This is a genomic window from Brachybacterium sacelli (assembly GCF_017876545.1).
Lineage (GTDB): Bacteria > Actinomycetota > Actinomycetes > Actinomycetales > Dermabacteraceae > Brachybacterium > Brachybacterium sacelli.
Genome location: NZ_JAGIOD010000001.1, coordinates 485,050 through 499,514, shown reverse-complemented (window position 1 = coordinate 499,514; position 14,465 = coordinate 485,050). Strand labels below are relative to the sequence as shown.

At 70.6% G+C, this 14,465-nt stretch carries 15 protein-coding genes; 14 read left to right on the top strand and 1 reads right to left on the bottom strand.

What is annotated here, in order from left to right; genetic code table 11:
- Window positions 1–74: 74 nt before the first annotated feature.
- The 11 genes from JOF43_RS02070 to JOF43_RS02020 all read left to right on the top strand — a co-directional run bounded on the left by JOF43_RS02070 (window position 75) and on the right by JOF43_RS02020 (window position 8,673).
- Window positions 75–923 carry an ABC transporter ATP-binding protein gene (locus tag JOF43_RS02070; RefSeq protein ID WP_209898404.1) on the top strand — a complete coding sequence of 283 codons (849 nt, stop codon included), beginning with the start codon at window positions 75–77 and terminating at the stop codon, window positions 921–923.
- The gene (locus JOF43_RS02065; protein WP_209898401.1) at window positions 920–1,570 is read left to right on the top strand and encodes an ABC transporter permease; all 651 of its coding nucleotides are present in this window, start codon (window positions 920–922) and stop codon (window positions 1,568–1,570) included. The genes JOF43_RS02070 and JOF43_RS02065 overlap by 4 nt, the downstream gene beginning before the upstream one ends.
- Entirely contained in the window at window positions 1,567–2,238 is a 672-nt protein-coding gene (locus tag JOF43_RS02060; RefSeq protein ID WP_209898398.1) for an ABC transporter permease, read from the top strand. The genes JOF43_RS02065 and JOF43_RS02060 overlap by 4 nt, the downstream gene beginning before the upstream one ends.
- 74 nt (window positions 2,239–2,312) lie before the next feature.
- A complete protein-coding gene (locus JOF43_RS02055) occupies window positions 2,313–3,260 on the top strand; it encodes an ABC transporter substrate-binding protein (RefSeq protein WP_209898395.1) in 948 nt (315 codons plus the stop codon).
- The gene (locus JOF43_RS02050; RefSeq protein WP_209898393.1) at window positions 3,260–4,096 is read left to right on the top strand and encodes an SDR family oxidoreductase; all 837 of its coding nucleotides are present in this window, start codon (window positions 3,260–3,262) and stop codon (window positions 4,094–4,096) included. Before JOF43_RS02055 ends, JOF43_RS02050 begins: the two co-directional genes overlap by 1 nt.
- Before the next feature lie 233 nt (window positions 4,097–4,329).
- A complete protein-coding gene (locus tag JOF43_RS02045) occupies window positions 4,330–4,800 on the top strand; it encodes an SRPBCC domain-containing protein (RefSeq protein WP_209898390.1) in 471 nt (156 codons plus the stop codon).
- Window positions 4,797–5,204 carry an ArsR/SmtB family transcription factor gene (locus JOF43_RS02040; RefSeq protein WP_209898387.1) on the top strand — a complete coding sequence of 136 codons (408 nt, stop codon included), beginning with the start codon at window positions 4,797–4,799 and terminating at the stop codon, window positions 5,202–5,204. Before JOF43_RS02045 ends, JOF43_RS02040 begins: the two co-directional genes overlap by 4 nt.
- Before the next feature lie 17 nt (window positions 5,205–5,221).
- Window positions 5,222–5,767: an SRPBCC family protein gene (locus JOF43_RS02035; RefSeq protein WP_245353989.1), complete on the top strand. Its 546-nt coding sequence runs from the start codon at window positions 5,222–5,224 to the stop codon at window positions 5,765–5,767.
- A 54-nt stretch (window positions 5,768–5,821) separates the two neighbouring features.
- Window positions 5,822–6,694 (top strand): formate dehydrogenase accessory sulfurtransferase FdhD, encoded by an 873-nt coding sequence (gene fdhD / locus JOF43_RS02030; protein ID WP_209898384.1) that lies wholly within the window; start codon window positions 5,822–5,824, stop codon window positions 6,692–6,694.
- A gap of 152 nt (window positions 6,695–6,846) precedes the next feature.
- Complete coding sequence (locus JOF43_RS02025; RefSeq protein WP_209898381.1) at window positions 6,847–7,338, top strand: ASCH domain-containing protein; 492 nt, start codon at window positions 6,847–6,849, stop codon at window positions 7,336–7,338.
- 252 nt (window positions 7,339–7,590) lie between these two features.
- Window positions 7,591–8,673 (top strand): hypothetical protein, encoded by a 1,083-nt coding sequence (locus tag JOF43_RS02020; protein ID WP_209898378.1) that lies wholly within the window; start codon window positions 7,591–7,593, stop codon window positions 8,671–8,673.
- Window positions 8,674–8,845: 172 nt separating this feature from the next.
- Here the strand turns inward: JOF43_RS02020 and JOF43_RS02015 are convergent, their stop codons facing one another.
- Entirely contained in the window at window positions 8,846–9,805 is a 960-nt protein-coding gene (locus JOF43_RS02015; protein ID WP_209898375.1) for a sugar-binding transcriptional regulator, read from the bottom strand.
- Between the two features lie 132 nt (window positions 9,806–9,937).
- Here JOF43_RS02015 and JOF43_RS02010 point away from each other — a divergent pair, with 132 nt between their 5' ends.
- The 3 genes from JOF43_RS02010 to glpK all read left to right on the top strand — a co-directional run bounded on the left by JOF43_RS02010 (window position 9,938) and on the right by glpK (window position 14,184).
- Complete coding sequence (locus JOF43_RS02010; RefSeq protein ID WP_209898372.1) at window positions 9,938–11,686, top strand: glycerol-3-phosphate dehydrogenase/oxidase; 1,749 nt, start codon at window positions 9,938–9,940, stop codon at window positions 11,684–11,686.
- A gap of 157 nt (window positions 11,687–11,843) precedes the next feature.
- On the top strand, window positions 11,844–12,566 hold the full coding sequence (locus JOF43_RS02005; protein ID WP_209903017.1) for an MIP/aquaporin family protein: 723 nt from the start codon (window positions 11,844–11,846) through the stop codon (window positions 12,564–12,566).
- A 73-nt stretch (window positions 12,567–12,639) separates the two neighbouring features.
- A complete protein-coding gene (gene glpK, locus JOF43_RS02000) occupies window positions 12,640–14,184 on the top strand; it encodes a glycerol kinase GlpK (protein WP_209898369.1) in 1,545 nt (514 codons plus the stop codon).
- Window positions 14,185–14,465 lie beyond the last annotated feature (281 nt).

Sequence of the window (14,465 nt, the reverse complement as noted above, 5' to 3'; positions counted from 1 at the left end):
GCGGATCGGCCCGGGGAGCCGGTCCGCAGGACGCCGGACATCACTGCACATGACGACCCGATGGGGAGCAGCCCGTGATCGGATTCGAGAACGTCCGCAAGCAGTACCCGGGCGGCACGCTGGCCGTCGAGGACTTCAGCCTCGAGGTCGCCTCCCACGAGTCGGTGGTGCTGGTGGGCTCCTCCGGCTCCGGCAAGACCACCCTGATGCGCATGGTCAACCGGATGGTCGAGGCCACCTCGGGGCGGGTGCACATCGACGGCGACGACGTGGCGAGCCTGGATCCGGTGCGGCTGCGTCGCAGCATCGGCTACGTCATGCAGGCCTCCGGGCTGCTGCCGCACCGCACCGTGCTCGACAACATCACCACGGTCCCGGTGCTGCGCGGCACCTCCCGGCGTGAAGCCCGCGTCCGTGCCGGTGAGCTCATGGAGACCGTGGGCCTGGACGCCGCGCTCGGGCGCCGCTACCCCTCCCAGCTCTCCGGTGGCCAGCAGCAGCGCGTCGGCGTCGCCCGCGGCCTCGCCGCCGACCCCAACATCCTGCTGATGGACGAGCCCTTCGGAGCGGTCGACCCCATCGTCCGCGGGGAGCTGCAGCAGGAGCTGCTGCGCCTGCAGCGCGAGCTGCGCAAGACCATCGTCTTCGTCACCCACGACATCGACGAGGCGTTCCTCGTCGGCGACCGCGTCGTGATCCTGCGACCGGGCGGGATCATCGCCCAGGTGGGCACCCCGCAGGAGATCCTCGCCGAGCCGGCCGACGACTTCGTGGCCAGCTTCGTCGGAGCCGACCGCGGCGCCCGGACCCTGCATCTCGAGCGCGTCGACGGGCGCGACATCGTGGTGGACGCCGACGGGCGCGCGGCCGGGGTGCTGGGCGAGCGCGAGGACGCCCTCCCGTCCGGGGAGGCCCCCTCGTGAGCTGGGTGCTTCAGAACCTCGACGTGATCATCGGCTACACCGGCTCCCACCTTCTGCAGGCGCTGCCACCGATCCTGATCGCCTTCGCCCTCTCGCTGCCGATGGCGAAGCTCGCCAACGCCCGCGGCTGGTTGCGCACCGGGGTGACCACCACCTCGGGGCTGCTGTACGCGATCCCCTCGCTGCCGCTGTTCGTGCTGCTGCCCGGGATCGTCGGCACCGGCGTGCGCAGCCCGCTGAACATCGCGGTCGCGCTGTCGCTGTACGGGCTCGCCCTCATGGTCCCGGCGGCCTCCGACGCCTTCCGCTCGGTCGACCGCATCGTGCTCAGCTCCGCCACCGCCCAGGGTTACGCGCCCGGGGCCCGCTTCCTCCGCGTCGAGCTGCCGCTGGCGGGCCCGGTGCTGCTGGCCGGAGTGCGTGTGGTCGCGGTCAGCACGATCTCGCTGGTCACCGTCGGAGGCGTGCTCGGCGTCCCCAGCCTGGGCATGCTGTTCGTCGACGGCTTCCGCCGCGGCATCCTCGCCGAGATCGCCGCGGGCGTGGTGTTCACGGCGGTGCTGGCCCTGCTCACCGACGCGCTGCTGGTGCTGCTGGGACGTGCACTGATGCCCTGGTCCCGCACCACGGCCGGGAGGCGCTCATGACCGGCAACCCCTTCCTCGAGGCCCTCGCCTGGCTCGCCGACCCCGTGCACTGGTCGGGCCCCTCCGGCATCCCTCTGCGCACCCTCGAGCACCTCGGGTACACCGTGCTCGGCGTGCTGGTGGCGGCGCTGATCGCGGTCCCCCTCGGGCTGCTGGTGGGTCACACCGGCGTGGGAAAGGGCGTGGCGGTCACCGCCGCCGGCGCCGCCCGCGCCCTGCCCACCCTGGGCCTGGTCACCCTGTTCGCCCTGCTGCTGGGTATCGGGCTGACCGCGCCGCTGCTGGCCTTCGTCGTCCTCGCAGTGCCCTCCCTGCTGGCCGGCGCCTACGCCGCCGTCGAGTCCGCGGACCCCTCGACCGTCGACGCCGCCCGCGCCCAGGGCATGACCGAGTGGCAGATCCTCACCAAGGTGGAGATCCCGCTGGGCATGCCGCTGATCGTCGGCGGCTTCCGCGGCGCGACCGTCCAGGTCGTGGCGACCGCCATGCTCGCCGCCTACGTCGGCAACGGGGGGCTGGGGCGCTACATCTTCCTGGGGCTCGGCTCCCAGGACTACCCCCTGATGATCGCCGGCTCCCTGCTGGTGATCGCGCTCGCCCTGCTGCTCGACCTCGTCCTGCTGCTGACCCAGCGCCTGACCGCCCCGCGCGGAGCCCTGCCCGCCTGAGCCGGATCTCGTGAGAGATGCTCGTCCCCGTCGGCCCCCAGCTGCCCGTCCCGCTCGCACCCCAGGAGAACCCCATGAGCATCCACAGCACCCGCCGTCACCTGCTCGGCGCCCTCGGCGTCGGCGGAATCGCCCTCGGCGCGGCCGCCTGCGGCACCTCCGACCCCTTCGCGGAGGAGGACGGTGAGGGCACCGGTGCGTCCGACGGCGGCCGCGCGGCGCCGGGAAGCGTGGCCATCGGCTCGCAGGCGTACTACTCCAACGAGATCATCGCCGAGCTCTTCGCCCAGTCGATCGAGGCGGTCGGCCTGACCGTCGACCGCCAGTACCAGATCGGCCAGCGTGAGGTCTACATCCCCGAGCTCGAGGCCGGGAAGCTCGACGTGCTGCCCGAGTACCTCGGCAACCTGCTGCAGCACTACGACTCCGAGGCCGGGACCGCGACCCCGGAAGAGGTCCATCACGCGCTCGCCGAGGCACTGCCCGAGGAGCTGCGCGTGCTGTCCTTCGCCGAGGCCGCCGATCAGGACTCCTACACCACCACCTCGGCGTTCGCCGAGACGAACTCGCTGACCGCCATCGGCGACCTCGCGGACGTCGAGGAGGACCTGAAGATCGCAGCCAACAGCGAGTTCGAGGTGCGCCCCTACGGGCCCGAGGGTGTGAAGGAGGTCTACGGCGTCGACGTCACCGTCGTGCCGGTCGAGGACTCCGGCGGCCCGCTGACCGTGCAGGCCCTCGCCGACGGCGAGGTGCAGCTGGCGGACCTCTACTCGGCCGACCCGGCGATCGTGGCGAACGACTTCGTCGTGCTCGAGGACCCCGAGTCGCTGATCCTGCCGCAGAACGTGGTGCCCGTCGTCTCCTCGAGCCTCGACGAAGAGGCGGAGACGGCGATCACGACGGTCATCGAGGCGCTGAGCATGGACGACCTCATCGAGCTGAACCGCCAGAGCGTCGAGGAGAAGTCGAGCTCCGCCGACATCGCCAAGGCCTGGCTCGGCGAGAAGGGGCTGGTCTGATGCGCCTCGCGGTCACCGGCGCGAGCGGCAAGGTCGGGGGAGAGGTCGCCCGTCTGCTCGCACGCGCCGGGGCGCAGCCGCGGCTGGTGGTGCGCGATGCGCGCCGCGCTCCGGATCTTCCCGGCACCGAGGTGGCGCAGGCGCACTTCTCCGACGCGACGGCCTGCCAGGCGGCCTTCACCGGGGTCGACGTCCTGCTGCTGGTCTCGGCCGGGGAGTCCGCGGACCGGGTCCAGCAGCACCGCACCGCGATCGCCTCCGCCGCGTCGGCCGGAGTCGGCCACGTCGTCTACACCTCGTTCCTCGGCGCCGCCGCCGAGGCGGAGTTCACCTTGGCCCGCGACCACGGCGCGACCGAGGATCTCCTGCGGGACTCCGGGATGACCTGGACCTTCCTGCGCGACAGCTTCTACGCCGACGTGCTGCTCGACTTCGCGGGCGCGGACCACGTGATCCGGGGGCCCGGGGCGGACGGCCGTTGCGCCTATGTGGCCCGCGCCGACGTCGCGGCGGCCGCCGCCGCGATCCTGCGCGATCCCGCGCCCTGGGCGGGGCGCACGCTCGACCTCACCGGTCCGACGGCGCTCACCCTCGCCGAGGCGGTGGAGATCATGACCACGTCGCGCGGCGAGGAGTACTCCTATGTCGACGAGACCCTCGAGGAGGCTCGCGCCTCGCGTGCCCCGTACGGCGTTCCCGACTGGCAGGTCGAGGCCTGGATCAGCACCTACACCGCGATCGCCTCGGGTCAGCTGGACGTGGTCAGTGGTGATCTCGCGGCGGTGCTCGGCCGTGCGCCGCGGCCGCTCTCGGAGGTCGCTGCGGCGCCGCTGTGAGGAGGCGTCACTGTGGCCTGACGTCGTAGACAGTCATCCGCGCGCCATGGGAGCAGTCGGCCGAGCGCACCAGCTCCAGGTGCTGGTGGGTGCCGTCGCCGCCTCCCGGGCTTCGCCGGTGATCGGGCCATCTGCTCGATTAGTGCAACCAGAGGGTTGCACTGTGCGTGGCGTCGTGCCAGGCTGGATCCTGCGGCCGTCCCGGTCGCGCACCGCGATCGAGGAGTTCGCTCATGACCGACGACGTCACCTCCCTGACCACCGACGACATTCCCGACGAGATCGTCCGCAGCATCCGCATCGACGCCTCCGCGGAGACCGTCTTCGACCTGATCAGCGAGCCGGGCTGGTTCATCAACGACGGCGAGTACCGCGAGCACGAGATCACCGTCGACGGTGCGACGGCGACGGTCGTCGATCCCGTCCACGGGGAGTTCTCGATCGGCACGCTCGAGCTGGATCGCCCGCGTCGTGCCGTGTTCCAGTGGCTCGGGGGTGAGGTCGGTGCGCTCGAGGACTTCCCCTCGAACACGATCGAGTTCACGATCGAGCCCGCCGGCGACGGCGTGGAGCTCACCGTCCGTGAGGTCGGCTTCGCGGGGATCAGCCCCGACGCCGTCGAGCGCCGCACCCGCTTCGAGGACAACACCCAGGGCTGGATCGAGGAGCTCGGCGTCGCGAAGACCCGCGCCGAGGCGGCATGACCGGGCGCTCCCCGGCCGAGGTTCTGCTCGGGCAGGGAGCCGATGCGACCTTCGCGGCGCTCGCCGATCGCACCCGCCGGCAGATCCTGGTGCGCCTGGCCGACCGGCCGGACGACGCGGGGGCCATCGCCCGCGATCTCCAGGTCAGCCGCCAGGCGGTGGCCAAGCACCTGCGGGTCCTCGAGGACGCCGGGATCGTGCATGCGGCGAGGGAGTCGAGGCGGCGGGTCCACCGCGTCGACGCCGCCCGTGTCCTGGAGATCTCTGATCTGCTCGGCGTCGTCGCCCGCGGCTGGGACCGGCGGCTCGCCGGCGTCGCGGCGGAGGCGCAGCGGCGTGAGAGGTCGCCCGAACGGCCGACGTCTGACAGGCTTCTGTCAGGCGGTGACGATGCCGCCTCCTGACCACGAGGAGCGCAGTCATGGCTGACGAGTCCATCCTCCCGGGCGACGGCGAGGTGCCCGACGAGATCGTGCGCAGCGCGCTGATCCACGCGAGCGCCGAGACCGTCTTCGCGATCGTCCAGGAGCCGGGGTGGTTCATCAACGACGGTGAGTACCGGGAGCACCGGATCACGACCGACGGCCCGGTCACGCGGGTCCTCGACCCGGTCCACGGCAGCTTCGAGCTCACGGTCGAGGTTCGGGAGCCTCCCCATCGAGTCGCCTTCCGCTGGCTCGGCGGGGGAATGGGGGAGATCTCCGACGCGCCGAACAACACCGTCGAGTTCGTCATCGACCCGGCCGGCACCGCGAAGCGGAACCTGGTGCGACTCACCGTGCGCGAGCGGGGCTTCGCGAAGCTGGGACCGGATGAGTCCGTGCGTCGTCGCAACTACGAGGAGAACCTCCGCGGCTGGGAGCAGCAGCTCGACGTGGCGCGCTCCCTCGCCGAGGGCGGGTGCCGCGGGACCGACGTGGACGCGCCGGAGCAGAGCGCTGGGGAGGATGCCGGGTCCGAGCGCTGAGCGCCGGGGTGGATGCCGGGTCCGAGCGCTGAGCGCGAGCACTATCCTCGAGGGATGGGCAGGGTCACCGATTCCACGCGGATCCGCACCGTCCGGGTGCGCGAGGGCAGGCTGTATGCGGGGCGCAAGGCGGACCGTGTCGCCGTCGAGGAACCGCTCGACATCCGCCTGAACGGCCAGCAGCTGTCGCTGACCATGCGCACGCCCGGCCATGACATCGAGCTGATCCATGGCTTCCTCCACGGCGAGGGGATCATCGCCCATCGCGAGGACATCTCCGAGGCCAGGTACTGCGACGGCGCCGTGGTCGACAACAGCACCGGCTTCGCCCGCAATACCTACAACGTCATGGACTTCACGACTACGGCGCCGCTCCTGCTTCCTCAGGTCACGCGGAACTTCACGACCACTTCGGCCTGCGGGGTGTGCGGCTCGGAGAGCATCGACGCGGTGCGGCAGAAGAGCCGGTACACGCTGATGCCGAGCTGGTCCCTGGACCCCCGCGACCTCCTCGGTGCCGCCGGCGCCCTGACCGCGAAGCAGGCCGTCTTCGCACGCACCGGCGGCGTCCACGCCGCAGCCCTCGTCGACCTCGAGGGGAACCTGCTGGTGGTGCGGGAGGACGTCGGCCGGCACAATGCGGTCGACAAGGTCATCGGCTGGGCCCTGCTCGAGGACCGCCTCCCGCTTCGCGAGCTGTTCCTGCTGGTCTCCTCCCGTGCGAGCTTCGAGATCGCCCAGAAGGCGTACATGGCCGGGATCCCGCTCCTGGCCTGCGTCTCCGCCGCCAGCTCGCTCGCCGTCGACACCGCCGAGGAGTTCGGCATGACCCTGCTCGGCTTCACCCGCGCGGGCGAGCACGGCGACGGCCGCTTGAACGTCTACACCCACCCCGAGCGTCTCGACCTCACCGGCGCCGAGGGGTGAGGTCGCGCCGCCGGGCCGGCGAACGATCGCTTCATTCTCAGCCACTCTGGCCGTGAAAGTGGCTGTGATCCTGACGTAGATCGGCGCTGACCCGACCCGCGGAACGGAATGGATGCGGCGCTGCATCGCGGCGTCGCCTACCGTATCTTCTCGTGACCGCCTCCCACGTCGAGCTCACCCGCTTCTGGGCTGACGCCCGCGCCCTGCATCCCTCGCTCCCGGCGGAGCGTCCGGAGGCCTGGGCCTTCGGCGCCACCCCCGCGCATGCCGACGAGCTCCTCACCCTCGTCCTCGAAGGGACCAAGACCGCGACGGCGTCCTCGCTGTGGGACTACGAGGACGACGCCGAGCCGCTCCCCGCCGTCGGAGACCTCTCGATCATCCTCGACGGTGCCGAGGCGCCTCGCGCGGTCCTCGAGGTGACCGCGATCGACATCGTGCCCTTCGACGAAGTCGGCGCGGAGCACGCCCGCGCCGAAGGTGAGGACGACCGCACCCTCGCTTCCTGGCGCCGCGTCCACGAGCACTTCTGGAGCACGTACTCGACGCGGGGATCCGCCCCGGACATGCCGGTGCTCTGCGAACGATTCCGCCTCATACACTCGGCCCCGTCGGAGCGGAGCTGCCCGCCCGGGCTCGGCTGACCTGCCGGATCGCGGCGGAACTGCCCGGGCTGGGCTGACGTGCCCGGAGTGGCCGGATCCGCCTGGGAACGATTCACGTGACCTGCCGGATCGCGACGCGCGCCGAGGCGTGAGCGGAGCCTTCGGAGCACGATCGACGACACCCGCCTCGTGGGCACTCCGACGCCGTTCTTCTCTCCTCCCCACAAGGGTGCTGTCCACCGCGCGCGGCGGGTGGCAGACCGCCGCGACGACGCTGCGTACGGTCGCGCCATGCGTCGTTCGCTCGAGAGATACGCCGGTGCGCTGATCCATCACCGAGAGTGGGGCAGGCTCGGATTCCACACGCGCGACCTCGCCTCGGAGCACTTCACGACGGTCTTCCCGGGGTACCGAACGCCCACCGACCATCCGGCGACGGTGAACGTGATGGCGTGGGTGCTCCAGAACCGTGTCCAACCAGGGTGCGTGCTGAGCCACACAACAGCGGCGCTGTTCTGGGGGATCCCGTTCCCGCTGCGCCTCGACAGCGGGCTCGGCGCGCTGTATCGCCCGGGTCTTCCCGTCCGGCGAGGGGTGGCGGTCATCCCGGTGGTCGAGCCGGAGAGCTCCCTGAGGTCAGGTGCGCGGCTTCCTGTGCTGCGCTGCCGGGTCGACCGGGGCGGCACCTCGGGAGTGGGGCGGGGTGCGATCGTGCACCGCCTGCGCCCTGGGCACACCGCGCAGCTCGGGCCGCTCACCGTGTCAGCGCTTCCGGAGGTGCTGCGGGAGCTCGCGACGATGATGCCGCTGTGGGATGTCGTGGCCGCCGCCGACGCGATCATCGGGCCGCGGTTCCGCTGGCCGGGAGAGACGGTCCCGACGCTGACGGCCGCATTGGAGGAGGCTAGAGGTCTCCACGGCACCCCACGCGCCCTGGCGGCGTTGCGCCTGGCGAGTCCACGGGTGCGTTCGCCGGGGGAGACCGTGTTCCGTCTGCTCCTCGGCGCCGCAGGGTTTCCTCCGGCGACCCCGAACCTCCGGGTCCGCGAGCCGCTGACCGGGTCGGCACGAGAGATCGACCTCGCCTGGGAGGGGATCGGGTTCGGGCTGGAGTACGACGGCGACGTCCACCGGCGGACGAAGGACCAGTGGCGGAAGGACGAGGCACGGCGCGATGAGCTCTCCTCGTACGGATGGACGCTCGCCCGCGCGAACGGGGCGGATCTCGCCCACCCGCTGCGCATTCTGCTCCGGCTCCGGCGCACGATGGGCCGGCGAGGGCTCCGTGTTCCGAGCGAGGAGCACATCCGGCGCACCGTGGCCGAAGTCGGAGCGGGGCGACTCTCGCTGCGGATCGCCCAGCGCCAACCGTGACCCGGCCGCCCCCGGCTCGGGTAGAAGTGCTCCGTTCTCAGCCACTCCCGGTGCGAAAGTGGCTGAGAAGCTGACGCAAGACGGTGTGGGTGATGGGGTTGGTTCGGGGTGGGTGATGGGGATGGCGCGGTGTGGGTGAGGGGATCGGCGCCGTCCGGCGGCGCCGTGGTCCTCACCGCAGGGACAGCAGGCTCGCGGCCGTGAGCTCGTCGACCACCACGTCGGTGGCGACCCCGGCGCGCAGGGCGGCTCGCAGCGGCAGGGCCTTGCGGGAGCCGGAGACCACCAGCAGCCGATGGGCGATGCGGGAGAGCCGGCTCGGGTCCGTGCCGGAGCCTCGGGCGTTCATCGAGATGTCACGGAAGGAGCCGTCGGCCCGCAGGAACACCGTGCACACGTCCCCGACCGCCGAATCGGCTCGCAGCGAGGTCAGGTCCTCCCGGGTGAGGTAGTTGTTGGTGTAGACGTGGCTGGGCACCTCCGCGTCGAAGGCGCCCACGCTGAACACGGCCAGGGTGGTCTGCCGCTGGGTCTCCAGCACCTTCTGCACCGAGCGCTCGCGCCACATCGCCTCGCGGGTGGCGGCGTAGTCGAAGAACGCGGGCACCGGGAAGTGGTGGACCGTCGCGTCCCACAGCATCGCGGCCCGGGCCAGCACCGTCGAGACGTAGGTGAGCCCGGTGCCCTCGGTGTTGATCGCCCCGTTGAGCTGCACGATCCGGAGGCCGGGAATCGGGCGGGCCTGCACGCTGCCCAGCAGCGTCGCGATCGTGGTGCCCCAGGCGATTCCCAGGGTCATGCCCGGCTCCAGCATCTCGTCGAGCAGGTCGGCCCCGGCGTCGGCCACCGCCTGCAGCCGCTCGTGCTCGCCATCGCCCGCGCGGGTGGGCACCACCCGCGCCCGCACCCCGTACTTGTGGGCGATCCGCCGGCGCAGCTCCTCGACGCGGTGGGCGTCCGGTGGTCTCAGCGTGATCTGGACCAGTCCCGCCTCCCGGGCGTCGCGCAGCATCCGCGAGACCGTGGACCGGGAGACGTCGAGCCCGCCGGCGATCGCCTCCATCGTGCGACCCTCTGCGTAGTACATCCGTGCAGCCTCGAAGAGGTCATCGGACCGTGAACCAGGGGTCATGGCACCAGTCTTGCACGTCCGTGCATCCAGTTTGCGTCCCGCTGCACGGCGATTCCACCATGGCTGGATCGCCCGCCGTGACCGTCGCGACGGACCACGAGCCCATCGGTGCTATTGCGAAGGAGCATCCACGTGTCCGATCAGAACCGGTCCGCACTCACCCCGGGAGCCCGGACGGAGCACCTCGCGCGCCTGCGCGCCGCGACCGCTGAGAACCCCCTGGACGTGCTCGTCGTCGGCGGCGGGGTCAACGGGGCCGGTGCCGCGTTCGACGCCACCACCCGCGGCCTGTCCGTCGGCCTCGTCGAGACCCGTGACTGGGCCGCCGGCACCTCCTCGCGCTCCTCCAAGCTCATGCACGGCGGTCTGCGCTACCTGCAGATGCTCGACTTCAAGCTCGTCGCCGAGGCCCTGCGCGAGCGCGACCTGCTCATCGAGCACACGGCTCCGCACCTGGTCAAGCCCATCAAGTTCGTCTTCCCATTCTTCAAGAAGGTGGTCGACCGCGCGTTCATCGGCTCCGGCGTCGCCCTGTACGACGCGATGCAGTCCGTCGGTCGCAAGCGGGCGGTCCCCTTCCACCGCCACCTGCTGCACTCGAAGATGCTCGAGGTCTTCCCGGGGCTCGACGGCGACAAGGCGGTCGGCGCGCTCGAGTACTACGACGCGCAGATGGACGACGCCCGGTTCGTGATGATGCTGGTGCGCTCGGCCGCCGAGCACGACGCCTCCGTCGCCAACTACACGAGCGTCGTCGGTTACCTCCACGAGGGCGATCGCGTCGTCGGCGCCCGCGTGCGCGACGAGGAGACCGGCGAGGAGTTCGAGATCCATGCCCGCGACACCATCCTGGCCGGCGGCGTGTGGACCCAGGACCAGCAGGATCTCGCCGGGGCCGACGCCGGTCTCGAGGTCCTCGCCTCCAAGGGCATCCACGTCACCATCGCCCGCGACCGCATCCCCGCGGTGCCCGACACCGGGATCATCACCCAGACCGAGAAGTCCGTCCTGTTCATCATCCCCTGGGACGAGTACTGGGTCATCGGCACCACCGATACCCCGTGGACGCAGGACCCCACCGACGTCGGTGCCACCTCCGAGGACATCGAGTACGTGCTCGAGCACGCCAACGCCGTGCTCGCGGACGACCTGACCCGTGAGGACGTTATCGGCGTCTACTCCGGCCTGCGTCCCCTGCTGCAGCCGGTCCAGAAGGCCAGCGGCTCCGGGGCAGGATCAACGAAGGTCTCCCGCGAGCACACGGTGATGGAGGTCGAGCCGGGTCTGTCGGCGATCGCCGGCGGCAAGTTCACCACCTACCGGGTGATGGCCGAGGACGTCGTCGACTTCGCGATCACGGAGAACCAGCCGGGGCGCCCCAGTCTGACCCGCTCGGTCCCGGTGATCGGCGCCCAGGGCTACGAGCGGCTCGTGCGCGACAAGCAGGCGATCGCCCGACGGTACGGCTTCGACGCGCTGCGCACCGACCGCCTGCTGTTCCGTTACGGCGCGCTGCTGAGCGACGTGCTCGCCCTGATCGACGAGGATCCCTCGCTCGGCACGCCCCTCGAGCAGGCGCCGCGCTACCTGCGGGCCGAGGCGCTCTACGCGGTGCGCGCCGAGGGGGCGCGCCATCTGGCCGACGTCCTCGAGCGCCGCACCCGGCTGGACTACGAGACCCGCGACCGCGGCGTGGACGCCGCGGCGGAGGTCGCCGCCCTCGTCGGCCCCGAGCTGGGCTGGGACGAGAGTGCGCAGGCGGGCGAGGTCGAGACCTACCGTGCCTACATCGCCGCCCGGCTCGAGGGCGAGCGGAGCACGAGCGACGACGAGGCCGCGGCCCGCATCGGTGCCGTCCCCGAGGTGCCGCCGAGGCACTGACCCAGACCCAGCGATCCCCGGGCACCGGGCCCTAGGATCCCCAGGAGGCGGCAGAGCGCACGCCCCCGGAGGCCGACCACGGCCGCAGGCCGGCGGGAGCCGGCACTCGACCTGCACGCAGGCAGGTCGATCTCGACGAGGAGAACACATGGGAACGATCGGAACGATCCTTCTGTCAGAGGTCGCGGGCACCGCGATGCTGACCCTGATGGGCGGCGGAGTCGTCGCCAATAACATCCTGGGCAAGACCAAGGGCAACGGCGGCGGTTGGCTGATGGTCAACTTCGGCTGGGGCCTCGCGGTGTTCGCCGGCGTGTGGACCGCTTTCAAGACCGGTGCCCACATCAACCCTGCCGTGACCTTCGGGCTGCTCATGAGTGAAGCCACTGAGTACGCGCCAGGCATCCCGAAGACCTTCGGGACCACGCTCACCTACTTCGCGGCCGAGTTGATCGGTGCCTTCATCGGTGCCGTTCTCGCCTGGCTCGTCTACAAGAACCACTACGACCAGGAGAAGGACCCTGGCACCATCCTGGGAACCTTCTCCACCGGCCCGGAGATCCGCTCCTACGGCTGGAACCTGGTCACCGAGATCATCGCGACCTTCGTGTTGGTGTTCGTGATCATCATGTTCGGCAACACGCCGCACCAGCTCGGCCCGCTCGCCGTCGCGCTGCTGGTGCTCGCGATCGGCGCCTCCCTCGGTGGGCCGACGGGCTACGCCATCAACCCGGCCCGTGACCTCGGGCCGCGCCTGGCGCACGCAGTTCTGCCGATCCCGAACAAGGGCGGCTCCGACTGGGGATACTCGTGGGTACCGATCGCTGGGCCGATGATCGGCGGTGCCCTCGCGGGCCTGTTCTCGATCATCTACTTCTGAGCGGTCCCGAAGCCCGGCACCTCCGAGCGCCGCACCGGCCTCACCCCACCGCATCCACGACGAAGGAGTTCCGATGAACGACAAGTCCATGTACATCATGTCGATCGACCAGGGCACCACCTCGACCCGCGCGATCATCTTCGACCACGGCGGCCAGATCGTCGCCAGCGGGCAGAAGGAGCACGAGCAGATCTTCCCCAAGTCCGGCTGGGTCGAGCACGACCCGAAGGAGATCTGGAAGAACACCCGCGACGTCGTCGGCCAGGCGCTCGTGAACGCCGAGATCAACCGTCACCAGCTCGCGGCGGTCGGCATCACCAACCAGCGTGAGACCGCGGTGGTCTGGGACAAGAACAACGGCGAGCCCGTCTACAACGCGATCGTCTGGCAGGACACCCGCACCCAGAAGATCTGCGACGAGCTCGCGGGCGACGAGGGTGCCGACAGGTACAAGGAGCGCGTGGGCCTGCCGCTGGCTACCTACTTCTCCGGCCCCAAGGTGAAGTGGATCCTCGACAACGTCGAGGGCGCCCGCGAGAAGGCGGAGCGCGGTGACCTGCTGTTCGGCAACACCGACGCCTGGGTGCTGTGGAACCTGACCGGCGGCCAGAGCGGCGGCATCCACGTCACCGACGTCACCAACGCCTCGCGCACGATGCTGATGAACATCGACACCCTCGACTGGAACGAGGACATCGCCGAGGACATGGGCATCCCGCTGTCGATGCTCCCGGAGATCCGCTCCTCCTCCGAGGTGTACGGCACCGGCCGCAAGAACGACCTGCTCATCGACACCCCGATCGCCGGCATCCTCGGCGACCAGCAGGCGGCCACCTTCGGCCAGGCCTGCTTCGAGGTGGGCCAGGCCAAGAACACCTACGGCACCGGCAACTTCATGCTGATCAACACCGGCGAGGACCTGGTGCGCAGCGAGAACGGCCTGCTGACCACGGTCGCCTACAAGATCGGCGACGCCAAGCCGGTGTACGCCCTCGAGGGCTCGATCGCCGTGACCGGCTCGCTGGTGCAGTGGGTGCGCGACAACCTGGGCCTAATCAAGGAGGCTCCCGAGATCGAGGACCTCGCCAAGGAGGTCGACGACAACGGCGGCCTGTTCATCGTCCCCGCCTTCTCGGGCCTGTTCGCCCCGCACTGGCGCTCCGACGCCCGCGGCGCGATGGTCGGCATGACCCGCTTCCACACCAAGAACCACATCGCGCGAGCCACCTTGGAGGCCACCGCCTTCCAGACCCGCGAGGTGCTGGACGCGATGATCGCTGACGCCGAGAGCGAGGGCGTCTCGCTCAGCGAGCTCAAGGTCGACGGCGGCATGGTCAAGAACGAGACCCTCATGCAGTTCCAGGCCGACATCCTCGGCGTGGCCGTGGTGCGCCCGAAGGTCATCGAGACCACCGCACTCGGCGCCGCCTACGCCGCCGGCATCGCCGTGGGCTTCTGGGACGGCGAGCAGGACGTCATCGACAACTGGGCCGAGGACAAGCGCTGGGAGCCGTCGATGGACGAGGAGACCCGCGCACGGTACCTGCGCCTGTGGAAGAAGGCCGTCGAGCGCACCCTGGACTGGGTCGACGAGGACACGGAGATGCTCTACAGCTGATCGAGCGCAGCTGATCGACGAACTGCGAACGCGCAGTCGTCGGCGAGGGACGAGCCGGCGGCGCAGTGTTCGCGGGAGGAGAGCAGCAGGTCGAGCGCAGCTGATCGAGTACAACTGAACATCGCCTCGGGGTTACCCACCCGTCATGTGCACGTGGCTTCCATTCCTGGAAGTCGCGTGCACATGAGCGTTTTCCGCCGCAGTCGATGAGCAGGAGGCGCGGACCTGGGATTTCGCCTGCCCGGTGTCGGTGCGATGAGCCGCGACACACGTCACCGTCG

Bases quoted from the DNA above. Each gene is read 5' to 3' on its own strand.
- JOF43_RS02050 (WP_209898393.1), top strand. From the start codon at position 3,260: ATGCGCCTCGCGGTCACCGGCGCGAGCGGCAAGGTCGGGGGAGAGGTC.
- JOF43_RS02040 (WP_209898387.1), top strand. From the start codon at position 4,797: ATGACCGGGCGCTCCCCGGCCGAGGTTCTGCTCGGGCAGGGAGCCGAT.
- JOF43_RS02055 (WP_209898395.1), top strand. From the start codon at position 2,313: ATGAGCATCCACAGCACCCGCCGTCACCTGCTCGGCGCCCTCGGCGTC.
- JOF43_RS02015 (WP_209898375.1), bottom strand. From the start codon at position 9,805: ATGACCCCTGGTTCACGGTCCGATGACCTCTTCGAGGCTGCACGGATG.
- JOF43_RS02045 (WP_209898390.1), top strand. From the start codon at position 4,330: ATGACCGACGACGTCACCTCCCTGACCACCGACGACATTCCCGACGAG.
- fdhD (WP_209898384.1), top strand. From the start codon at position 5,822: ATGGGCAGGGTCACCGATTCCACGCGGATCCGCACCGTCCGGGTGCGC.
- JOF43_RS02035 (WP_245353989.1), top strand. From the start codon at position 5,222: ATGGCTGACGAGTCCATCCTCCCGGGCGACGGCGAGGTGCCCGACGAG.
- glpK (WP_209898369.1), top strand. From the start codon at position 12,640: ATGAACGACAAGTCCATGTACATCATGTCGATCGACCAGGGCACCACC.
- JOF43_RS02020 (WP_209898378.1), top strand. From the start codon at position 7,591: ATGCGTCGTTCGCTCGAGAGATACGCCGGTGCGCTGATCCATCACCGA.
- JOF43_RS02060 (WP_209898398.1), top strand. From the start codon at position 1,567: ATGACCGGCAACCCCTTCCTCGAGGCCCTCGCCTGGCTCGCCGACCCC.